Consider the following 21,911-nt stretch of genomic DNA (forward strand, 5'->3'; position numbering starts at 1 on the left):
TGATGGGCGTGCCGACCGCGATGTTCACGCCGCTGTTCGTGATCTCGCGTACGGCAGGATGGAGCGCGCACATCATCGAGCAGCGCGTCGACAACAAGATCATTCGTCCGAGCGCGAATTACACCGGACCCGAGAATTTAAAGTACGTGCCGCTAAATAGGAGAAAATAGCGATCGCTGCGCGCTCCACAGCGCGTGCAGTTCAACCCGCGCGGCCGCCGGACCGGTCGTCCGCGCACTGTTTAACTGATTTTGATAGAAAGGTTTTCTCCATGAAAAAGCTGATGATCGCCGCCATGATTGGCGCCCTGTCCACGACGATGCTGACCGTCGCGACTGACGCCGCCGCTGCGGACACGGCCACCACCACGAAGAAGCCGGCCACCAAGGCCGTCGCGAAGCGCCCGGAGCCGCGCCGCCTGATCAAGCGCAAGCCGAGCCCGGCGAAGGAAGCGAAGGTCGATCCGATCCCGGAAGGCGCTGAAAAGTGGGCGTGCAAGGACGGCCTTGCTTTCGAAATGAAAGGCGACATGAAGCGTGACCAGATTGTCACGGTTCACTGGGCGAACAAGAACTACAACCTGCCGCGCGAAGCGACCACGACGGGCGCCGACCGCTTCCACGATGCAGCGTCGGGTATGGACCTCGTCGTGATCCCGACGAAGGCCATGCTGTTCCAGGACAAGGACAGCTCGCGTCTCGCCGACGAGTGCAAGACGGTCGCCATGGAACAGGGCGCGCCGGCTGCAACGCAATCGAACGCGATCAACAAGATCGGCAACTGATTTTCGCCGCCAGGGAAGCCCCCGATGTCCGCCCCGATCTCCAACGTACGACCCGCCCCGGACGCCGTCCTGGCCGAGATCGTCGACTACGTGCTGGATTACCGGATCGATAGCGCGCTCGCGCTGGAAACCGCGCGTCATTGCCTGATCGACACGCTCGGTTGCGGACTCGAGGCGCTTACCTACCCAGCCTGCACCAAGCTGATGGGACCGATCGTGGCAGGCACGATCGTCCCCAACGGCGCGAAGGTGCCGGGCACGTCGTTCCAGCTGGACCCGGTTCAGGCTGCCTTCAACATCGGCGCGATGATCCGCTGGCTCGATTTCAACGACACCTGGCTCGCCGCCGAATGGGGCCATCCGTCCGATAACCTCGGTGGCATTCTCGCGACGGCCGACTGGCTCTCGCGCACCGCCATCGCAGCCGGCAAAGCGCCGCTGACGATGAAAGACGTCCTGATCGCCATGATCAAGGCGCACGAAATTCAAGGCTGCATCGCGCTCGAGAACTCGTTCAACAAGGTCGGGCTCGATCATGTGCTGCTCGTCAAGCTCGCGTCGACCGCCGTGGTCGGCCAGCTGATCGGCCTTACGCGCGACGAGCTGATCAACGCGGTATCGCAGGCGCTCGTCGATGGGCAGGCGCTGCGCACCTACCGTCATGCGCCGAACACCGGTTCGCGCAAATCGTGGGCCGCCGGCGACGCGACCTCGCGCGCCGTGCGCCTCGCGCTGATCTCGAAGACCGGCGAGATGGGCTATCCGTCGGTGCTCAGCGCGAAAACGTGGGGCTTCTACGACGTGCTGTTCAACGGCAACGCGTTCCAGTTCCAGCGTCCGTACGGCTCGTACGTGATGGAAAACGTGCTGTTCAAAATCTCGTTTCCGGCCGAGTTCCACGCGCAAACCGCCGTGGAAGCCGCGCTCGCGCTGCATGTGCAGCTCGCCGCGCAGGGCCGGCGCGTCGAAGACATTCGCCGCATCACGATCCGCACCCACGAAGCGGCGATTCGCATCATCGATAAAAAGGGTCCGTTGAACAATCCGGCTGACCGTGATCATTGCATCCAGTACATGATCGCGGCGCCGCTGATTTTCGGCCGTCTGACGGCTGCCGATTACGAAGATTCAGTCGCGCAGGACTCGCGTATCGATGCATTGCGCGCGAAGATGGAATGCGTCGAAGACCCACAGTTCACGAAGGACTATCACGACCCGGAGAAGCGGTCGATCGCCAACGCACTGACGATCGAATTCAACGACGGGTCGAAGTTCGGTGAAGTCGTAGTCGAATACCCGATCGGTCATAAGCGCCGTCGTGAAGACGGTATTCCGTTGCTGGTCGAGAAGTTCAAGACCAACCTCGCGCGGCGCTTTCCGGTCAAGCAACAACTGGCGATTCTCGACGTATCGCTCGACCAGGCCAAGCTCGAAGCGACGCCGGTCAATGAATACGTCGATCTGTACGTCATCTAGGTTGAGTACTGTAGTTCCGCGATCCAAACCAAGGAAAACACCATGGCCCACAACCTCCACAAAACGCTCAAGGAATTCGACAGCGGTTCCGGCAAAGGCAAGTTCTACTCCCTGCCGCAACTCGGCAAGGCTCTGAACCTCAAGATCGACCGCCTGCCGGTCTCGATCCGTATCGTGCTGGAATCGGTGCTGCGCAACTACGACGGCAAGAAAGTCGCCGAAGAACATGTCACGCAACTCGCGAACTGGAAGCCGACCGCGGCGCGCGTCGACGAAATTCCGTTCGTCGTGTCGCGCGTCGTGCTGCAGGACTTCACCGGCGTGCCGCTGCTCGCCGACATCGCCGCGATGCGCGGCGTCGCGAAGGCCATCGGCAAGAACCCGAAGTCGATCGAGCCGCTGGTGCCGGTCGATCTGGTCGTCGACCACTCGGTGCAGATCGACCACTTCCGCGAGAAGAACGCGCTCGACCTGAACATGAAGCTGGAATTCCAGCGCAACAACGAGCGCTATCAGTTCATGAAGTGGGGCATGCAGGCGTTCGACACGTTCAAGGTCGTGCCGCCGGGCGTCGGCATCGTTCACCAGGTGAACCTCGAGTACCTCGCGCGGGGCGTGCACAAGAAGGCCGACGGCGCGGACACCGTGTACTACCCGGATTCACTGGTCGGCACGGACAGCCACACGACGATGATCAACGGCATCGGCGTGGTCGGCTGGGGCGTAGGCGGTATCGAAGCCGAAGCAGGCATGCTCGGCCAGCCGGTGTACTTCCTGACGCCGGACGTCGTCGGTGTGCACCTGAAGGGCAAGCTGATCGAAGGCGTGACTGCGACCGATCTCGTGCTGACGATCACCGAACTGCTGCGTAAGGAGAAGGTCGTCGGCAAGTTCGTCGAGTTCTTCGGCGAAGGCACGCGCTCGCTGTCGGTGCCGGACCGTGCGACGATCGGCAACATGGCGCCGGAATACGGCGCAACGATGGGCTTCTTCCCGGTCGACGAAAAGACCATCGACTTCTTCCACGGCACGGGCCGCACGGACGCGGAGATCTCCGCGTTCGAAAACTACTTCAAGGCGCAGGAGCTGTTCGGCATTCCGGGCGAAGGCGATATCGATTACACGAAGGTCGTCACGCTGGATCTCGCGACGGTCGCGCCGTCGCTGGCAGGCCCGAAGCGTCCGCAGGACCGCATCGAGATCGGCCACGTGAAGTCGACCTTCACCGACCTGTTCTCGAAGCCGGTCGCCGAAAACGGCTTTGCGAAGAAGGCCGCCGATCTCGACGCGCAATACACGACGAGCAACGGCGTCGACGTCAAGAACGGCGACGTGCTGATCGCCGCGATCACGTCGTGCACGAACACGTCGAACCCGAGCGTGCTGCTGGCCGCCGGTCTGCTTGCGAAGAAGGCTGTCGAAGCTGGCCTGACGGTCGCTCCGCACATCAAGACGTCGCTGGCTCCGGGATCGCGTATCGTCACCGAGTACCTGACGAAGACCGACCTGCTGAAGTACCTCGACAAGCTCGGCTTCACGCTGGCCGCTTACGGCTGCACGACCTGTATCGGCAACGCGGGCGACCTGACGCCGGAACTGAACGACGCGATCACGAAGCACGACATCGTCGCGGCAGCGGTGCTGTCGGGCAACCGTAACTTCGAAGCGCGTATCCACCCGAACATCCGCGCGAACTTCCTCGCGTCGCCGCCGCTCGTCGTGGCATACGCGATCGCCGGCAACATCACGCGCGACCTGATGACCGAGCCGGTCGGCAAGGGCAAGGGCGGCAAGGACGTCTACCTCGGCGACATCTGGCCGACCAGCGAAGAAGTCAACGCCCTGCTGAAGTACGCGATGGATGCCGACGCGTTCCGCAAGAACTACTCGCAGCTCACGAAGAAGGGCGACCTGTGGAGCAAGATAGAGGGCGAAGAAGGTCAGGTCTACGACTGGCCGAAGTCGACCTACATCGCCGAGCCGCCGTTCTTCGGCAAGGACTTCTCGATGACGCCGGCTTCCAGCATCGCGCCGGTCAAGGGCGCACGCGCGTTGGGCATCTTCGGTGACTCGGTCACGACCGACCACATCAGCCCGGCAGGCTCGATCAAGGAAGACTCGCCGGCAGGCCGCTGGTTGAAGGAAAACGGCGTGCAAAAGGCCGACTTCAACAGCTACGGCTCGCGGCGCGGTAACCACGACGTGATGATGCGCGGCACGTTCGCGAACGTCCGTATCAAGAACCTGATGATCCCGGCGAAGGCGGACGGCTCGCGCGTCGAAGGCGGCCTGACGATTCACCAGCCGAGCGGCGAACAGCTGTCCATCTATGACGCAGCGATGAAGTACATCGCCGCCGATACGCCGACCGTCGTGTTCGCGGGCGAAGAGTACGGCACGGGCTCGTCGCGCGACTGGGCGGCCAAGGGCACGCAACTGCTGGGCGTGAAGGCTGTGGTCGCACGCAGCTTCGAGCGGATCCATCGTTCGAACCTGGTCGGCATGGGCGTTCTGCCACTGCAGTTCAAGGGCTCGGATAGCGTGCAGTCGCTCGGCATCACCGGCGAAGAAACGTACGACATCGAAGGCCTCGGCGACGACTTCAAGCCGCAACAGGAAGTCACGCTCGTGATCCACGGCAAGGACGGCGACAAGCGCGTTCCGGTGCTGCTACGTATCGACACGCCGATCGAAGTCGACTACTACAAGCACGGCGGGATTCTGCCGTTCGTGCTGCGCTCGCTGCTGGCTGCTTAAGCCTCGCGGCAGCGCATACAGCCTCGCTGTTTTGCAGGGGCTGCGTCCTGTGGAGGGCGCAGCCGACTTTGAAGCCCGACCTCAGGTCGGGCTTTTTTTTATCGGCTCGCCGAACGCCACGGCTCGCGCGCCGCGCCGCGCCGCGACTCCTCCATCACTTCAAGCCGAAATCGACCCGCGTCGTCGCACCCTTGTCCTTGATGTCGTCGGCATTCATCTTCGGCGCGACGATAAACACGCGGCTGCTGTCGACCTTGCCTTGCAGGTACTGCTGCACACTCTGCGCGCGCCGCTGCGCGAGTTGCCGCAAGCTCGCGTCGTCGATCGGCGCGTTGGCCGCGAGCGCGCTCTTCATATCGTCGTCGGGCAGCGTCTTCGTCATGCCGATGAAGTTGTGCGGCTTCTTGAAGTCGGAGGACTTGTAGGCCTTGGTCAGATATTTGTCGTACTCTTTCTGATCGACCGTGACCGTCGACGGATCGACGCTCTCACCATTACCCACCGTGTCCTTGATCTTCTGCCGCTTGACCATCTGATCGACGTACTGCGTGCGCAGCGCCGGCTCGTCGACCTTCGGATCGACGCGTCCGATCAGGTCCATGCGGATCGACGGCTTGTCGGTGAGCGCCTTCACGATCGTGTCGAGTTTCTGCTTGTCGGCATCGGTGAGCGTCGCCGAGCCGGCCTCGAATTCGACGTAACCGAGGTCCTCACCATTGCCGCCGAACGCGTGCGCGATCAGCGAGAACGGCGCGGTCACCGCCTTTTCGAGCAGATTGAGCACCGCATGCCAGATCAGCCCGCCGATGCTGAACTCGGGGTTCGACAACGAGCCCGACACTGGCAGGTTCACGTCGATCTCGCCGCGCGAGTTCTTCAGCAGCGAGATCGCGAAACGCACCGGCAGTTTGGTCGCGGTGTCGTTGTCGATGTGATCGCCGAACGTCAGTTGATCGATGAACAGGTGGTTGTTCGCGTTCAGCTGGTCGTTCTCGAGGTTGTAATGCAAATCGACGTTGAGCTTGCCCTTCGTGATCGGATAGCCCGCGTATTTCGCCGAATACGGCGTCAGGTTGGTCAGCTCGATGTCGTGCGCGCTCGCGGTCAGATCGAGCGCCGGTTTCGCGATCAGCGGATTGATGGTGCCGCGGATCGTCAGCGGACCGTTGGCCGCGAGCTTCGCGGCCACGTCGACCGGCGCGGGCGTCGTCGATTCCGTACCGAACGCGCCGATCGTGCCCTGAATGGCGACGAGGTTCGCCGTGTAGTTCGGCTTGACGAAGTTGTCGGTATAGGTCACGCGGCCCTGCTGCAACACCAGTTGCCCGAAGTGCATCTTGACCGGGTTTGCTGGCGGCGTCGCGGCCGTGGCGCTGGCGACGGCCGTGGCGGCAGGCTTGCCCGGCGTTGCAGCAGATGCCGCGACCGGCGCCGACGCCGCGACTGCCTCAGACACCGCCTCGGGCGTCAGCGGAATCGGGTGCGAGCCGCTCTTGTCGCGCGTCAGCGACTGCGTCGTACCGCCCTCGTGCGCGACCACATCCTGCAGATTCAGCTTGCCTTGCGCGTCGAGCAGTACACGCCCATAGAACTTCGAGAACGTCACGCGGCCCGCGTCGACGACGGTGCCGTGCTCGTCGTAATCGGCCTTCAGGTTCGACAGCGCGAGCGAGCCCCAGCCCGCGAACGGGTCTGACGTCACCTTGTCGAGCATGCGCACGGCGACGAGCGCCATGTCGCCGCGAAAGTTCGCTTTCAGCGACTTAGCCTGGGTGACCGCGAGATCGCCGTTCGCGTTCAGCAGCGCGCTTGCGAGCGTCGCGTTCAGCTTGCTGCCGAAGTACGGCTCGAACGCGGCCGCGTCGAGCTGGTTCGCGTTGATCTTGACGGCCAGCTTTAGCGGCGTCGCGGTCACGTCGCCCTTCACAGCGAGCGTGCCCTTCTTGTTCAGCGTCGCTTGCAGGTCGACCGGCAGCGGACGGCCCAAGTCGTCGCTGATCTGCCGCACCTTCAGCTGCACTGGCGTAAAGCTCAGCTTGACCGGCTGCGGCGTCGTGTTGTCGGTGAAATCGGCGGTCGCGTCTTTGAGCGTCAATTCGGCGATCTTGTAGCGCCATGCGGGGCCTTCGGCCTGCGCTTGTTTCGCCGCGTGGATCGCCGTGCGCTCCGTCGCCTGTTGATGCGCCCTCGCGAGCGCGTCCAGATTGATGGTGCCGTCCTTCAGGCGCTGCGCGTCGACCGCGAGACCGGTTACGTCTACGCTCGTCACGTCGGCCGTGCGCGCCGCGACGTCGACCTGTTTGACTACCACGTTGCCCTGCGCGAGCGAGATCACCGGCGTCTTGCCGCCGCGCGCCGCGAGCTTCACCGCCTGCATGTCCAGCTGCGTGTCCGCGACCGTCAGCGCCATCGGCGACTTCGACCAGTTCGCGTCGATATTCGTCGTCGCGGACAACGCGCCGTCCAGCACCTGCGCGGACGTCGCGGTATCCAGATACGGCTGCAACGGCGGCAGCTTCAGCGACTTCAGATCGAGCTTCGCGCTCGCCGTCTTCGCCGCGAGGCCGACCGTGCCGTCGGCGGCGAGCGAACCGCCGTTGTTCTTCAGGTTCGTGTTCAGCGTGTAGTGCGCTGGCGCCGACGCGAGCGTCGAGAAATCGGTCAGCGTAACCGCGAGGTTTTGCAGCCCGGCTTCTACCGGATGCGACACGGCTTCGTCGTGTACGTTCACGGTGCCGTCGTTGAGTGTGAAACGTTTGATCGCGACGTCGAACGGCGGGGCCGCCTTTTCGGCGGCGGCGGTTTTGGCGTTGGCATTCGCGTCCGCGGTTTCCTTTGGCGTGGTTTTTTCCGGCGCGGGCGCGAACATATGCTCGACGCTCAATACGCCGTCCTTGTCGCGCGCGAGGCTCGCGCTCGGCGCGTCGATGCGGATATCGTCGAAGTGATAGATGCTCTTCAACGGTTCGAGCGATGCCGCCGCCACATGCACGGCGCGCGCCGCGAAAAACGGCGCCTTGCCCTGATCCTGCACGTTGACGTCGTTCAGATCGACGGTGCCGGCGACGCGCAGCGACGGCGTGTCGTTCGACATCTCGAAGTTCAGCTTCAGGTCGGTGGACAGCTTGCCCGACTGCACGATCACCGGCAGCTTCGACGGCGCGTAAGACACCAGCTTCGGCACGTCGAGCTCATCGAAGCGCAGCGACACTTCCGACTCGCGCGACGCCGCGAACGGCTTGGTCCTGCCGTCGATCGCGAGCTGACTGTCGCCGTCGATGCGCGCGCGCAGCAGCGGCTCGACGAAGATATCGGTCTTCGACGGCAGCGTCGCGATGAACGGAATGCCGAGCTTCCATTGATCGATCACGTGGCTCGTGCCGAGCAGCCGGTCGTCGAACCTGATCTGGCCGTTTTCGACACGAATGTTGGAGACGGAGAACTGCGTCGGCTTGCTATTCGGTTTTGCCGGCTGATTCGCGAACTTCTCGATCAGGTCGCTGAAATTGAAGTGCTGCGCATCGAGGCGAACGATATGAAAGCGCGGCGAATCGACCTGCACTTCGTCGACGATGGGCGCGCCGCGAAACAGCGAACTCCACGACGGCTTCACGATGAGCCGCGAAATATCGACGAAGTCGCCCGCGCCGCCGCGCTCGCCGATATGCACGTTGTCGGCCTCGAAACGCAGTGTGTACGGATTGAGCGCGATGCGGCCGATCGACGCCGGCCGGTCGAGCTGCTTGCTCAGTTGCTGGCTGGCGATGTGGCGAATCAGCGGCGGCGCCGCGAAAAAGCCGAGCAGGCCGAATACGACGACGAAGATCAGCAGACCGACGAGAATCCGTCGCGTACGGCGCGACTGCGCGACTGCGCGCACGGTCTGTATGGAGGAGGCTAACGATGCTTTATTGAGGCTTGCCATGCTCGACGTGGAGGAATGCGGCGGCAAGCCCGCCGCGAAAAACAGAGATCCCGCAAGCGGCAGTATAAGGCGTGAATCAATGGTTAGACAGGAATGTCAGGCCCGCCTTGACGATTCGTGCTGCTGACTGACTGGCTTTCCCGCGAACGAGATTTTCACGAGCGTTAGATAGTGAAACCGGACGGCGCGCGGTTTGCCCGCGCGCCGTTCACATCATTGCCGCACGACCGGGGGTGGCTGCCAGCTGCCGTCGGTGGCTTGCGGCTTCGGCGCATACAGGCGTAGCACCAGTTGCATGTCCGCGCGCGGTGCGGGCAGCCAGTTACCGGTCCGGCTGCGCGTCGACGACACGACCACGTCGAGCGAACCATCGCGATTGCGGCGCGCGCCATTGCGATCGCCAACCGCGAGCCGCGCCGGCGCGTTCTCGCTCAGCGCGCCATCCTTCGTATACGCGGTGATCGTCCAGAAACCGCGCACCGGCGGCAGCTGGTTCGCCGCGAAGTGGATCACATAGCGATTCGCGCCGTTCAGCGTGTTGCCGTCGCTGTCCTGCGTGACGAACGCGCGTACTTCGTCGTCCTTCGTACCGAGGCCCAACTGTGTGCTCGCCGCATACGCGCGCAATCCATAGTCGGGACCGTAGTTGCCGACGGCATCGCCGAACCAGCTCCAGCCGTTCGCACTCAGCAGATTCGACGGCGGCGTCGCGACGCGATCGCGACCGTCGGCGAGACCGGCCGCGAGCGCATCGGATGACTTCGGCAGCTTCACAGGATCGCCCGGCGTCACGCCGAGATCGGCGAGAAATTTGAGCGCATGCGGATCGGCCGGTGTCGGCGGATTGTCAGGCAACGCGTCGGCGAGACGGCCGAAGAAGCCGCTCGCGTCGAGCGCGGCGACCTGCTGCGCCGGCGTGCCGCTCGGGCCCGCGACGCCGCTTGCGTAACCGCGCGGCGGCACCGCCGGCTCCGCGTCGCCGACGAACACGCTCAGCGGCTCCAGACGGATCGCGTGCTGCAGCTTGCGCACCGCGTTCAGATCGCGCGCGCCGTTCGACTGGATGCGCACGCTGATCCATGCGTTGCGCGTCGGCACTTCGACGCGCTTTGCGCCCTTCGGCAGTTCGCCCTTCCAGCCCGGTGCGACGAACGCGATCGTCTGCGCGCGCAAGCCCTTCACGGTGCCCGTGCCCGCGGCGAACTGCGGCCCGGTCGACCACGCGACGTTGGTCCACATGTCGAGCACGCGCGCATCGACATAACGGCCATGCGAATCAGGTAGCGCCAGGATCACCGGCTCGGCGGCAAGGTCGAGCCAGCCGGTCGAGTCGAGCGTGTCGAGGCTCGGCTGCGGCGGATTGGTCGCGCCGATCGGCGGCAGCGCCTGCGCGTGACGCAGCGTGTTGAAAGGCGCCTGACCCGGCTCGGTGCCGACCGCCGCATCGCGCGCGGCGCTCATCAGCACGAGCGGATAGCCGAATACGTAGGAGTCGGCGACTTCGTCCTTGATCCAGCCGGTGCGTTGTTGCGTCGCGATGGGGGTCGACGCACAGCTGGCCAGCAGTGCCAGACCCGCGAGCGACGCGCAGGTTCGTTGAAGCAAAAACAGTTCTCGGAGATTTTTTATCATTCGTTCAGAGTGCGGAACGTGCAGTCCTATGGGGGATGCCGGTGTGCAGCGCCTGGTGCATGCGCGGTTCTCCCGAAACACTGCGCAGCGAGTCCGCGGATTGCGATTCCGACAACATCGCGTTGTATCGTATCCTTGCTAGTCAGGCAAGCACAAAGCAGGGAATTGTGGCTGACAGCGCGCAGGCGCGTCACCGATGTGACAATCGGCGTCGCTGTCACATTATGTCCCGCGCCAACGGCTCGCGCGAGCGCGCCATGCTTTTTGGATTCGCGCATTCGTCGATCCGCCAGCTTGGCCGTTCGCCTCCACTCTTTCGTCGTCCTGCATTCGGAATACTTCAATGTACATGCCCGCCCATTTCGAAGAGAACCGTCCAGGGGTTCTTCATCGCCTGATCGCCGAGCACCCGTTCGGCGCGCTGATTACGCACGGCCCCAACGGGCTCGATGCGAATCATCTGCCGTTCGAGGCGCAGGCGGATGCGGCGGATTCGTCACGTCTGGTGCTGCGCGCGCACGTCGCGCGGGCGAACCCCGTCTGGCAGGAAGCCGCGACCCATCCCGAAGCGCTCGTGATCTTCCAGGGGCCGACCGCCTATATTTCCCCGAGCTGGTATCCGAGCAAACACGAAACGCACAAGCAGGTGCCGACCTACAACTATATGGTCGTGCATGCACATGGCAGGATCGTGGTGCATGACGATGAATCGTTCGTGCGCGGTCTCGTCGCGCGACTCACGCGCGAGATGGAAGCCGGCGAGCCGGTGCCATGGAAGATGGGCGACGCGCCCGCCGACTACATCGCGCAGATGCTCGGCGCGATCGTCGGTATGGAGATCGAGGTAACGCGGCTCGTCGGCAAATGGAAGCTCGGGCAGAACAAGGCGGCCGAAGACCGGCGCGGCGCCGCGCAAACGCTGCTCGCGCGCGACGGCGAGCAACAGAAGGCGGTGGGACAGGCGATGCTCGATGCGCCGCCGGCGTTCTGACGGCGGCCGCATAATCCGGCCTTGACCTTCCCGTCATGGGAAGGTCGATACTGGACTCACGATGCGGCCCAATGCCGCCACGAGCCTAGCCTGCCATGACCGCACTTGCCAACCCGCAGCGCCCCGCCGACGCTGCCGCTTCTTCTTCGCCCACGCGCGTCGTCGAACTCGATATCGGCGGGATGACTTGCGCGTCGTGCGCGAGCCGCGTCGAAAAAGCACTGGCCAAGCTGCCGGGAGTGGCGCGCGCGTCGGTGAATCTCGCGACCGAGCGCGCCCGCGTGGAAAGCGACGCGACGCTCGGGCCTCAGCAACTGGCCGATGCCGTGCGCAAGGCCGGATACGAAGCGACGCCGGTCGCGAACGCCGAGCTTGCCGCGCCAAGCGCGACGCAAACCGCAACACCCGCCGCGACGCCGGGAACCGTTGAACTGGAGATTGGCGGCATGAGCTGCGCAGCCTGCGCGTTGCGCGTCGAAAAAGCGCTCGCGAAGGTGCCTGGGGTCGCGCGCGCGTCGGTCAATCTGGCGACCGAAACCGCCACCGCTCATCCGCAGGGCACCGCATCCGCCGATACCGGCGCGCTGATCGCCGCTGTCAGGAAAGCTGGCTACGAAGCGACGCTGAGCGCGCCGCCCGCTGCTGCCGCTCCAGCCGAGACAACGGCCGCTATCGCCGCGTCCGGCGACGAAAGCGACATCCTCGACACGACCCACGCCCCCGGCGTCGACCGCAAGCGGATTCAAACCCGCCGCGACCTCGCGAGCGTCGTTGCGTCCGCGCTGCTGACGCTGCCGCTCGTCGCACCGATGTTCGGCGAATGGTTCGGCCTCCACGCGATGCTGCCAGCCTGGCTGCAATTCGTGCTCGCGTCGATCGTGCAGTTCGTATTCGGCGCGCGCTTCTATCGCGCAGCCTGGCGCGCGGTGCGCGCCGGCGCGGGCAACATGGACCTGCTGGTCGCGCTCGGCACATCGGCGGCGTACGGCATCAGCGTCTACGAACTCGCGATGCATCCGGGCGACACGATGCATCTGTACTTCGAGGCATCGGCGGTCGTGATCACGCTGGTGCGCTTCGGCAAGTGGCTCGAGGCGCGCGCCAAGCGCCAGACCACCGACGCGATCCGCGCGCTCAACGCGCTGCGCCCCGAGCGCGCGCGCATCCGCGACGGCGCCGGCGAACGCGAGGTGCCGCTCGCGCAGGTGCGGGTCGGCACCGTCGTGATCGTGCGGCCGGGCGAGCGCGTACCGGTCGACGGTGCCGTGCTCGAAGGCCGCACGCATATCGACGAAGCGCTGATCACCGGCGAAAGCCTGCCGGTGCCGAAACAGACCGGCGACGCCGTCACGGCCGGCTCGATCAACGGCGAAGGCGCGCTCGTGGTGACGACCACCGCGATCGGCGCGGAGACCACACTGGCGCGCATCATCCGGCTCGTCGAAAGCGCGCAGGCCGAGAAGGCGCCGATCCAGCGGCTCGTCGACCGCGTCAGCGAAGTCTTCGTGCCGACGATTCTCGCGCTCGCCGCGCTGACGCTGATCGGCTGGCTGCTCGCCGCCGCGGGCGCGCAAACCGCGATCCTGAACGCGGTCGCGGTGTTGGTGATCGCCTGCCCGTGCGCGCTCGGCCTCGCGACGCCCGCCGCGATCATGGCCGGCACCGGCGTCGCCGCGCGCCACGGCGTGCTGATCAAGGACGCGGAAGCGCTGGAAATCGCGCATCGCGTGTCGATCGTCGCGTTCGACAAAACCGGCACGCTGACGTTCGGCCAACCATCGGTAACGGCGTTCGAGCCGATCGGCGGCTTGAGCCGCGACCAAGCGCTCGCGCTCGCGGCGGCGGTGCAGCGGCATAGCGATCATCCGCTCGCGCGGGCGGTGATGCGCGCGCACGAGGCTCAGCTCGGGCAAATGGCCGGCGAACACGAGGGCGGGCCAAGCGCCACCGCCGCTCGCGCCGTCGCCGGCCGGGGCGTCGAAGCCGACGTCGACGGCCGCACGCTCGCCCTCGGCAGCACGCGCTGGCTGCGCGAGCTCGACATCGCGCTGCCGAGCGCGCTTGCCGCGCGCGCGCAGGAACTCGAAGCGGCGGGCAACACGGTGTCGTGGCTGATGACGCGCGCGCCTCACGCCCCCGAAGCGCTCGCACTGATCGCGTTCGGCGACACGGTGAAGCCGACCGCGCGCGCGGCCGTCGCGCGGCTCGCGCAGATGGGCATCCGCAGCGTGCTCGTGACTGGCGACAACCGCGGCAGTGCGGCGAGCGTCGCGCGGGCGCTCGGCATCGACGAATTCCACGCCGAGGTGCTGCCCGACGACAAGGCCCGCGTGATCCGCGACCTGAAGATGCGCCACGCCGGCATCGTCGCGATGGCGGGCGACGGCATCAACGACGCGCCCGCGCTCGCCGCCGCCGACATCGGCATCGCGATGGCGAGCGGCACCGACGTCGCCATGCACGCCGCCGGCATCACGCTGATGCGCGGCGACCCGGCGCTCGTCGCCGACGCGATCGACATCTCCCGCAGAACCTGGCGCAAGATCCAGCAGAACCTGTTCTGGGCATTCGTCTACAACCTGATCGGCATTCCGCTGGCCGCGTTCGGCTTGCTGAATCCGATGCTCGCGGGCGCGGCGATGGCGTTTTCGAGCGTCAGCGTCGTCACCAATGCGTTGTTGTTGCGGACGTGGCGACGCGCGCCCGGCCGAACCGTCGATCCGGTGCGCTGAGCAACGCAGCAACACCTTCGGCATTCCGCCTCGTCCTTCTTTCGGGGGCCCGTTGTGGCCCCTTTCATCCCATTACGGGCGGCTTTCAGTCGCCCTAAAGCCGCCGTCTCCCGAGCCGTAAACCAGTAAATCGATGCCGTTCGCGGCCATGCCCGACGCGCGCGTCGCCTGTCCCCTTTTCGCGCCTGCCCATGAACTCTCTCTTCTTGCGCCGCGCCAGCGTCGGCGCGCGGCTTGCCGTGCTCTCGTGCGTGCTGGTCGCGTTGATTTTCAGCACGTTCGCGTGGGCGCTCGCGCGCGCCGCCGGCGACCAGGTGCGCGACCAGGTGCTCGCCCGCATCGCCGAAAAAGACCGCTCGATCGCCGCGATGATCGAGCTGTTCGACAAGGCGCTGTCGGCCGAAGTCGATCGGTCGATGGCGCTGTTCGCGAGCTTCCTGCCCACCGACTTCTCGCTCGACGACACGCAGAAAGTCGACATCGGGAGCACCGCGACGCCGACTTTCAAGGCCGGCGGCAAGGTGCTGAATCTCGACTTCACGATTCCCGACCAGTTCCTCGAACGCAGCGGCGCGGTCGCGACCGTGTTTGCGCGCAGCGGCGACGACTTCGTGCGCGTGACCACCTCGCTGAAGAAGCAGGACGGCACCCGAGCGGTCGGCACGCTGCTCGACCGCAAGGGGCCAGCGTATGCGCCGCTGCTCGCGAACCGCTCGTACACCGGCCTCGCCATGCTGTTCGGCAAGCGCATGATCACGCAGTACCGGCCGATCGCCGACGCGAGCGGCCGCGTGATCGGCGCGCTGTTCGTCGGCGTCGACGTGGACAAGGAGATCCAGTCGGTCCAGGACGGCATCCACGCGCTGAAGATCGGCGCGAGCGGCTATTACTTCGTGCTCGACGCGTCGAGCGGCGCGGAGCGCGGCAAGCTGCTCGTGCATCCGGCCGCCGCGGGCCAGAAAGCCGACGACGCCAACGCGCCGTATCAGCGCATGCTCGACATGAAGCAGGGCGAGCTCGACTACCGCTCGGCCGACGCGACGCTCGGCGAGAGCGACGCGCGCGACAAGTTCGTGTCGTTCGTCACGGTGCCGGAGTGGCAGTGGCTCGTCGGCGGCGTCGCGCCGCGCGACGAAGTGATGGCCGAGGTCGTGCGCACCCGCAACGCCTTCCTGCTGCTCGGCCTCGCGCTGGTCGGCCTGTTCGCGATCGTGTTCCTTGTCGCGGTGCGGCGGCTCGTCAGCCGTCCGCTCGACGAAGCCGCGCGTGCGTCGGAGCGTCTCGCCGCGGGCGATCTGAGCGTGCGCGTCGCGCAGCACGGCCGCGCGCGCGCCGACGAGATCGGCCGCCTGATGCTGGCGATCGACGGCATCGGCGAAGGCCTCGCGCGCATCGTCGCGCAGGTGCGCAACGCGTCGGCCGACATGTCGGCGGGCACCGAGAAGATCGCCACCGGCAGCGGCAACATCGCGATGCGCATCGCGACCCAGGCGAGCAGCCTCGAAGAGACCGCGGCGAGCATGGAGCAGATCACGTCGACCGTGCAGCAGAATGCCGATCACGCGACCGAAGCGAACACCCTCGTCACCCACGCCGCCGACGCCGCGCTCGAAGGCGGCCGCGCGGTCGAGCGCGTGGTGTCGACGATGGGCGAGATCGGCCGCTCGTCGCAGAAGATCGCCGAGATCACGACGGTGATCGAGGGCATCGCCTTCCAGACCAACATCCTCGCGTTGAACGCGGCCGTCGAGGCGGCGCGCGCGGGCGAGCACGGCAAGGGCTTCGCGGTCGTCGCGTCGGAAGTGCGCGCGCTCGCGCAGCGCAGCGCGGCGGCGGTGAAGGAGATCGAGGGGGTGATCGCGGCGTCGAGCGCGAACGTCGACAGCGGTTTTCGCATCGCCGAAGAAGCGAGCGCGACGATGCAGGGAATCGTCACTCAGGTCGGTCAGGTCCGCGCGATCATGAGCGAGATCAATGTCGCGTCGCGCGAGCAGTCGGGCGGCATCGAGCAGGTCAACCTGGCGGTCACGCAGATCGGCGAGGCGACGCAGCAGAATGCGACCATCGTCGTCGATGCGGAAGCCGCGGCGGCCGAGTTGCGCGAGCAGGCTGCGCGGCTCGCGCAGCTGGTCAGCGTGTTCAAGCTCGAAGGCGAGCGCGGCTGACGGATCTGCTTAATGTGGACGGCGGCCGCCGCGCTCAGAACTCGACGTCCAGTTCATCGATCTCCTCGACCTCCTGACGCGCGAGCGCGATCCACTCGCGCATTTCGGGCAGCGCCATGATGCGCTGCCCGTATTCGACCATATCCGGATCGAGTTGCACGTCATAGGTCACGAAACGCGTAACCACCGGTGCGTACATCGCGTCCGCGGCGGTCCGCTCGCCGAACAGGAACGGGCCGCCGTACTCCTTCAGACATTCACGCCAGATCGTCACGATCCGCTCGATATCCGATTGCGCGCGCGCCCATACCTTGAAGCCCGGGAAATGCGCCTTCAGGTTCATCGGCAGCGCCGAGCGCAACGACGCAAACCCCGAATGCATCTCGCCGCAGATAGCGCGGCAATGCGCGCGGGCGCGGATCTCATGCGGCAACAGCGCGGCTTGCGGCTTCAGCTCGTGCAGGTATTCGGCGATCGCCAGCGTGTCCCAGACCTTGACGCCGTCGTGCATGAGGCATGGCACCAGAATCGACGGCGACAGCAGCAGTAGTTCGGCGCGCGTCGCGGGGTCGTCGATCGGCACCACGATTTCTTCGAACGGCAAGCCGCTGAACTTCGTCAGCAGCCAGCCGCGCAGCGACCACGACGAATAATTCCTGCTGCTGATCGTGAGCGTAGTATTTCCCATACGTGTGTCCTCCAGATCGGGCATCGCGCCGCGCGTGCCTGCACCCATGCACGCCGCGGTGCGCGCGCGCACCAAAACGCGGCAAGGCCGGCCCATTTCGCCTATGCACGCAAGTGATATGCCGACCCACGCAGATATGACGCGACATAGGGGCAACGCGCGCCGGCGCCTGGCGCACCACTTGCTTTTATTCGAGTTCCTGTCTTTCTGGCGCATTCGAGTGAAAGTATGAATCTGTTCGCCTATCCTGCCTATCAGGCCTGCGCCGACCTGCTGCTACCGCTGCGGCACGGCGCGGCGCTGGCGAACCGTTCGCTCGATGCGTGGTCCGCATTCGCGGCTACGCCGCACGGACGCTCGCTGCGCGCGACGTGCGAACTTCTGATGCTCGGCGGACTCACGCCGAAACGGCCGCCGTTCGGCATCGATAGCGTCGTCACCGAAGGCGAGCCGGTCGCGGTGGTCGAGGAAGTCGTCGCGCGCACGCCGTTCTGCTCGCTGCTGCATTTTCGCAAGGACGCCGTGCTTTCCACGCCGCAGCCGCGCGTGCTGATGATCGCGCCAATGTCGGGCCACTTCGCGACGCTGCTGCGCGCAACCGTGCGCACGATGTTGACCGAGCACGACGTCTATATCACCGACTGGCACAACCCGCGCGACGTGCCGCTCGGCGAAGGCCGCTTCGGCTTCGATGAATTCGTGCGCCACGTGATCGACTTCACCGCGGCGATCGGGTCCGGCACGCATCTGCTCGCGGTCTGTCAACCGACCGTCGCGGCGCTCGCCGCCGTCGCGCTGATGGCCGCCGAGGACCATCCCGCGCAGCCGGCCAGCATGACGCTGATGGCCGGCCCAATCGACACGCGCATCAATCCGACGCGCGTCAACGAACTGGCCAGGAGCCGGCCGATCGAGTGGTTCGAGCGCAATCTGATCAGCGCGGTGCCGTTCGGGTTTGCCGGCGCGCAGCGTCGCGTGTATCCGGGTTTCGTGCAGCTGGCCGCGTTCATGGCGATGAATCCGGGCCGCCACGCCGACTCGTTCGAAACGATGTACTTCGAGCGCGGCAAGGGCGATCCGCAGAAAGCCGACACGATTCGCACTTTCTACGAAGAGTACTTCGCGACGATGGATCTGACCGCCGACTTCTATCTGGAGACCGTCGACACCGTGTTCCAGCAGCATGCGCTGCCGTTACGCGCGCTCGAAGTCGAGGGGCGTCTGGTGGAGCCGTCGAAGATTCGCCGCACCGCATTGCTGACCGTGGAAGGTGAAAAGGACGATATCTGCGCGGTCGGTCAGACGCTCGCCGCGCAGGACATGTGCGATCGTCTGCGGCCGTATCTGAAGACGCATCACGTGCAAACGGGCGTCGGCCACTACGGCGTGTTCAGCGGACGTCGCTGGGAGCGGGAGATTTATCCGCGCGTGCGGGCCGTGATTTACGACAATGAACCGCGCGCGGTGCTCGTCAGCTCGCGTGCGCGCCCGATCCAGCCGGTGCCCGCGGCGATTGCGGCGGAAGTCACGGCGGCCGCGCCGGTCGCGGCTGCGGTCGTCGAGGTTGAAGTGGATGCGCCCGTGGGCGGGAGCGGGAGCGGGAGCGGGAGCGGGAGCGGGAGCGGGAGCGGCAACAGTGACTCCGCGGCAAAAACGTCCGCGCAGTCCCCACGCAAGCCGCCGCCGGTGACACCCTGAGCGATCCGCTAATCAGCGGAAGCTGCTGAGGGCGAGTTCAGGCCGTTGGCCGGATCATCTGGAACATCTCGCCGATCTGCGCATAGTCGGCGCGATAACCCGCGCGCATGATCGGCTGCGCGGCGTGCGTGTCGAACAGGCCGTCCTTCAGATACGCGTCGTCGATATGCACGCCGACCACCTGGCCGAGCGACAGATAGTTGTCCATCGGCTTGCCGTCGACATCATGCAGACGCACGATCTGCAGCAGCTTGCATTCGAGCGCCGCCGGCGATTCGGCCACGTGCGGCACCGCCACGTTGCGGCCCGGCGCCGGCGTGAGCCCGGCCAATGCGAACTCGTCGACGTGCGGCGCGACCGGCGCCGACGAGCGGTTCATCTGCTCCGCGAGCGGCCGGGTGGCGAGATTCCAAACGAATTCGCCGGTCGCCTCGATGTTGGCGAGGCTGTCCTTGCGGCCCTCGCTGCTAAAACCGATGATCGGCGGAAAGGTCGCGAACGCGCCGAAAAAGCTGTATGGCGCGAGATTGAGCGTGCCTTCGGCATCGCGCGACGAAATCCAACCGATCAGCCGCGGCGCGACGATCGCCTTGAAAGGATCGTGCGGGAGGCCGTGACCGGCGGCGGGGTCGTAGAAGTAGTGAGACATGACGTGGCTTGGGGTTGGCTTGGAGTTGATTTAGGTTCGCTTGCGACGCGTGTGGCAGTTAGCGCGAAAAGCGGCGGAGTACCAGGCACGGAACGGCTATTTATACCGCACTAGCCGCGCCCGATCACGCGCTTGCGCCCTTCCTTTACCCGCGCGATGCGCGCTTCATCCCAGTCATGAAACCCCGCGCCGCTGCGCACGCCGACACGCCCCGCGTCGACCTGCGCGCGCAGCAGATCGATCACGTCCTCGTCTTTCGCGAGTTGCGGCATCAGATGCGACGCGATGTCGACGAACGTGTCGAGTCCGCCCATGTCCGCGCCCTCGAATGGTCCGACGATGCCCCAGCGACGTCCCAGCGAAGCTTTCATCACGCGATCGACGACCTCGGGCGTCGCTGCCCCCGAACGCACGATGTGCAACGCCTCGCGCAGTACCGCGAACTGCAGCCGATTACCGACGAAGCCCGGAATCGCCTTCGCGAGCACGACCGGCTCCATGCCGATCGCGCTCATCAGTCCGGCGGTTTGCCGCACGACTTCGGGCGCGGTCTCGGTGCCCGGCACGACCTCGACGAGCGGAATCATGTGCGGCGGGTTCCAGAAATGCGCGATCACGAAGCGTTCTTTCGCGCGCAGCGGGGTGGCAAGCTGGTCGGGCGGGAAGCCGCTGGTGTTGCTCGCGAGGATCGCATCATCGGCGAGCAGGCTGGTCAGCGTCGCGTAGAGGCGGTGTTTGAGTTCGAGCACTTCGGGAATCGCCTCGATCACGAAGCGCGCTTGCCCGATCGCATCGAGTTGCGCATTGGTTTCGATGCGCGCGAGCGCCGCCTGTTTGGCAGCATCGTCGATACGGCCCGCGTCGATCAGTTCGTCGAGCACGGCTTGCGCTTTCGGCGCGACGCTCGCGAGTCGCGCCGGATCAACGTCGTGAACGATCGTCCGGTATCCATGCAACGCGGCCTGCGTCGCAATGCCGACGCCCATCAGTCCCGTGCCCACCACCCCTATCGCTACATCCTGTGTCGTTTTGTCCACACGCGCTCCCGCTGCCGTCGATGAAAGCCCCGAAGCATAGCGCAGCACGCGCAATACCACGGTCGGACTCGCACGCCCAAATGCGACGAAGCCGGCCTTCCCCTCGAGGGAAGACCGGCTTCGTGGACTCACGCCGCCTGTTGCGACGCGATCAGGCGCGCTTTAGTAGCGCGGGGGCGGGGTGCGGTGATCGTCGCCGCGGTGGTGCGGATCGTAGTCGTGCGGATGATGGCGCATCCACTCGTCGTGCTCCCAGTAGCGGTGGCCGTCCCAGTAACGATCGCCGTGCCAGCCGATGTTGATCGACACGCCCACCGGCATCATATGCGGTTGGCCGTACACGACTGGTGCCGGACCGTGTTCGACGATCCCGCGGTCTTGCGCGAATGCGCTACCAGCCGCGACGAGTGCGCCGCCCGCGAGCAGCGTTGCGATCAGCGAGCGCGATGCCTTGCCAAAGTTTTTCATAATGACCTCCCGTCAAAGTTTTATTCCAGGCCAGCGTCCGTGTTTGCTCGGATCGTGCGATTCGCTTCGTTCGCTTCGCTTGTGAGCCGAACCAGACGCCGTACGCTTGAGACTCACTTTAGCGGCCCGAATCGCGTGAAGACGTTAGCACTTGTAAGCGAGCATTTCATAGATGGGGCCTGTTGATGGAAGCGCGGTGTCGCTTTCGCGCTTCATTCAACGAAGGTTTACGGGCAATGCTTTCATTCGACTCGCTGAATCAGCGTGAAAGCTGGTTACATTCATTTCGGCCCCGAAATAATTTGCAAGGAGTCGGACAGACACTGGAGGCCTGGCGCTGATACGTCTGTCTCGTCGCGCAATGATGCATCGCGACAAGAGAGCCCCGAAAAACAAAAAGCCACGATCCGCATTTCGCGAATAGTGGCTCAATGAGAAGCGCACTCGAGGTGCGCGCCCCGGCGCGTTGTCGCGCGCTCGGGAGGTGCGGCTGGTTTTTAGTCCGTCAGCTTGATGCCGAACAGCGTGGCCTGCGCGCGGCGCAGACGCTCGGCTTCACGGGCACGCGCTGCGTACGAGTAGTCCGAATCCAGCGGCAGATGGGGCGACGCAAAGAGGTCGCTGACCTTTTGGAACAGTGCAAAGATGTAGCTCATGGCGACTCCCGGTTAGTGACTGCGTTGCTAGGGTTTTCCCTTAGTTGTGATTATGGGGTTTTCCCTAGAGAAAAGCTAGTGCACTGCAGCAAATTTTCGCTGCGGCGGGTTGCCGCGATGTCATTGGGCCGGGGAGGCGTTGCATCGCGACAACGTCCCCGATTTAGTGACTCGGCGGGTGCCGGTGCGAAGCGCGAGCGTGCCTCGCGCGCGTCGGCGTCGCGCTGGGCTGTAGGGGCGCGGCGGGGGGCGC

The 21,911-nt window shown here is 65.3% G+C and carries 15 protein-coding genes; 8 read left to right on the forward strand and 7 right to left on the reverse strand.

Annotated elements, in window-relative coordinates; translation table 11 throughout:
• From F6X37_RS33070 to acnA, 4 genes are all read left to right on the forward strand, one after another.
• A partial coding sequence (locus F6X37_RS33070; RefSeq protein WP_316252019.1) for a citrate/2-methylcitrate synthase occupies positions 1-170 on the forward strand: 170 nt, incomplete at its 5' end.
• A 101-nt stretch (positions 171-271) separates the two neighbouring features.
• On the forward strand, positions 272-784 hold the full coding sequence (locus F6X37_RS33075) for a hypothetical protein (RefSeq protein WP_187614195.1): 513 nt from the start codon (positions 272-274) through the stop codon (positions 782-784).
• Between the two features lie 24 nt (positions 785-808).
• Entirely contained in the window at positions 809-2,260 is a 1,452-nt protein-coding gene (locus F6X37_RS33080; RefSeq protein ID WP_187614196.1) for a bifunctional 2-methylcitrate dehydratase/aconitate hydratase, read from the forward strand.
• 42 nt (positions 2,261-2,302) lie between these two features.
• Positions 2,303-5,017 (forward strand): aconitate hydratase AcnA, encoded by a 2,715-nt coding sequence (gene acnA, locus F6X37_RS33085; protein WP_187614197.1) that lies wholly within the window; start codon positions 2,303-2,305, stop codon positions 5,015-5,017.
• Between the two features lie 154 nt (positions 5,018-5,171).
• Here acnA and F6X37_RS33090 read toward each other — a convergent pair whose 3' ends face one another.
• Positions 5,172-8,942, reverse strand: a complete 3,771-nt coding sequence (locus tag F6X37_RS33090) for a DUF748 domain-containing protein (protein ID WP_187614198.1) — start codon at positions 8,940-8,942, stop codon at positions 5,172-5,174.
• A gap of 213 nt (positions 8,943-9,155) precedes the next feature.
• Complete coding sequence (locus F6X37_RS33095) at positions 9,156-10,574, reverse strand: DUF1254 domain-containing protein (RefSeq protein WP_187614199.1); 1,419 nt, start codon at positions 10,572-10,574, stop codon at positions 9,156-9,158.
• Between the two features lie 343 nt (positions 10,575-10,917).
• On the opposite strand from F6X37_RS33095, the gene F6X37_RS33100 reads away from it, so the two are divergent.
• From F6X37_RS33100 to F6X37_RS33110, 3 genes are all read left to right on the forward strand, one after another.
• On the forward strand, positions 10,918-11,565 hold the full coding sequence (locus F6X37_RS33100) for an FMN-binding negative transcriptional regulator (RefSeq protein ID WP_187614200.1): 648 nt from the start codon (positions 10,918-10,920) through the stop codon (positions 11,563-11,565).
• A gap of 95 nt (positions 11,566-11,660) precedes the next feature.
• A complete protein-coding gene (locus F6X37_RS33105; RefSeq protein ID WP_187614201.1) occupies positions 11,661-14,297 on the forward strand; it encodes a heavy metal translocating P-type ATPase in 2,637 nt (878 codons plus the stop codon).
• 191 nt (positions 14,298-14,488) lie between these two features.
• Positions 14,489-16,462: a methyl-accepting chemotaxis protein gene (locus tag F6X37_RS33110; RefSeq protein WP_187614202.1), complete on the forward strand. Its 1,974-nt coding sequence runs from the start codon at positions 14,489-14,491 to the stop codon at positions 16,460-16,462.
• 34 nt (positions 16,463-16,496) lie between these two features.
• Here F6X37_RS33110 and F6X37_RS33115 read toward each other — a convergent pair whose 3' ends face one another.
• Entirely contained in the window at positions 16,497-17,150 is a 654-nt protein-coding gene (locus F6X37_RS33115) for a glutathione S-transferase family protein (protein WP_184057584.1), read from the reverse strand.
• A gap of 228 nt (positions 17,151-17,378) precedes the next feature.
• Between F6X37_RS33115 and F6X37_RS33120 the strand changes: the two genes are divergently transcribed.
• The gene (locus tag F6X37_RS33120) at positions 17,379-18,848 is read left to right on the forward strand and encodes a polyhydroxyalkanoate depolymerase (RefSeq protein WP_187614203.1); all 1,470 of its coding nucleotides are present in this window, start codon (positions 17,379-17,381) and stop codon (positions 18,846-18,848) included.
• Between the two features lie 37 nt (positions 18,849-18,885).
• Here the strand turns inward: F6X37_RS33120 and F6X37_RS33125 are convergent, their stop codons facing one another.
• From F6X37_RS33125 to F6X37_RS33140, 4 genes are all read right to left on the reverse strand, one after another.
• Positions 18,886-19,497: a flavin reductase family protein gene (locus F6X37_RS33125; RefSeq protein WP_184037964.1), complete on the reverse strand. Its 612-nt coding sequence runs from the start codon at positions 19,495-19,497 to the stop codon at positions 18,886-18,888.
• A gap of 110 nt (positions 19,498-19,607) precedes the next feature.
• Positions 19,608-20,483: a 3-hydroxyacyl-CoA dehydrogenase family protein gene (locus F6X37_RS33130; protein ID WP_260336653.1), complete on the reverse strand. Its 876-nt coding sequence runs from the start codon at positions 20,481-20,483 to the stop codon at positions 19,608-19,610.
• Positions 20,484-20,696: 213 nt separating this feature from the next.
• A complete protein-coding gene (locus F6X37_RS33135; protein ID WP_187614204.1) occupies positions 20,697-21,002 on the reverse strand; it encodes a hypothetical protein in 306 nt (101 codons plus the stop codon).
• A gap of 497 nt (positions 21,003-21,499) precedes the next feature.
• A complete protein-coding gene (locus F6X37_RS33140) occupies positions 21,500-21,658 on the reverse strand; it encodes a hypothetical protein (protein ID WP_018424094.1) in 159 nt (52 codons plus the stop codon).
• Between the last annotated feature and the right edge of the window lie 253 nt (positions 21,659-21,911).

Origin of the sequence: Paraburkholderia sp. 31.1 (assembly GCF_014397645.1) — a bacterium.
Classification (GTDB): domain Bacteria; phylum Pseudomonadota; class Gammaproteobacteria; order Burkholderiales; family Burkholderiaceae; genus Paraburkholderia; species Paraburkholderia tuberum.

Bases quoted from the DNA above. Each gene is read 5' to 3' on its own strand.
- acnA (WP_187614197.1), top strand. From the start codon at position 2,303: ATGGCCCACAACCTCCACAAAACGCTCAAGGAATTCGACAGCGGTTCC.
- F6X37_RS33120 (WP_187614203.1), top strand. From the start codon at position 17,379: ATGAATCTGTTCGCCTATCCTGCCTATCAGGCCTGCGCCGACCTGCTG.
- F6X37_RS33130 (WP_260336653.1), bottom strand. From the start codon at position 20,483: ATGGGCGTCGGCATTGCGACGCAGGCCGCGTTGCATGGATACCGGACG.
- F6X37_RS33090 (WP_187614198.1), bottom strand. From the start codon at position 8,942: ATGGCAAGCCTCAATAAAGCATCGTTAGCCTCCTCCATACAGACCGTG.
- F6X37_RS33080 (WP_187614196.1), top strand. From the start codon at position 809: ATGTCCGCCCCGATCTCCAACGTACGACCCGCCCCGGACGCCGTCCTG.
- F6X37_RS33135 (WP_187614204.1), bottom strand. From the start codon at position 21,002: ATGAAAAACTTTGGCAAGGCATCGCGCTCGCTGATCGCAACGCTGCTC.
- F6X37_RS33125 (WP_184037964.1), bottom strand. From the start codon at position 19,497: ATGTCTCACTACTTCTACGACCCCGCCGCCGGTCACGGCCTCCCGCAC.
- F6X37_RS33105 (WP_187614201.1), top strand. From the start codon at position 11,661: ATGACCGCACTTGCCAACCCGCAGCGCCCCGCCGACGCTGCCGCTTCT.
- F6X37_RS33075 (WP_187614195.1), top strand. From the start codon at position 272: ATGAAAAAGCTGATGATCGCCGCCATGATTGGCGCCCTGTCCACGACG.
- F6X37_RS33095 (WP_187614199.1), bottom strand. From the start codon at position 10,574: ATGATAAAAAATCTCCGAGAACTGTTTTTGCTTCAACGAACCTGCGCG.
- F6X37_RS33140 (WP_018424094.1), bottom strand. From the start codon at position 21,658: ATGAGCTACATCTTTGCACTGTTCCAAAAGGTCAGCGACCTCTTTGCG.
- F6X37_RS33115 (WP_184057584.1), bottom strand. From the start codon at position 17,150: ATGGGAAATACTACGCTCACGATCAGCAGCAGGAATTATTCGTCGTGG.
- F6X37_RS33100 (WP_187614200.1), top strand. From the start codon at position 10,918: ATGTACATGCCCGCCCATTTCGAAGAGAACCGTCCAGGGGTTCTTCAT.
- F6X37_RS33110 (WP_187614202.1), top strand. From the start codon at position 14,489: ATGAACTCTCTCTTCTTGCGCCGCGCCAGCGTCGGCGCGCGGCTTGCC.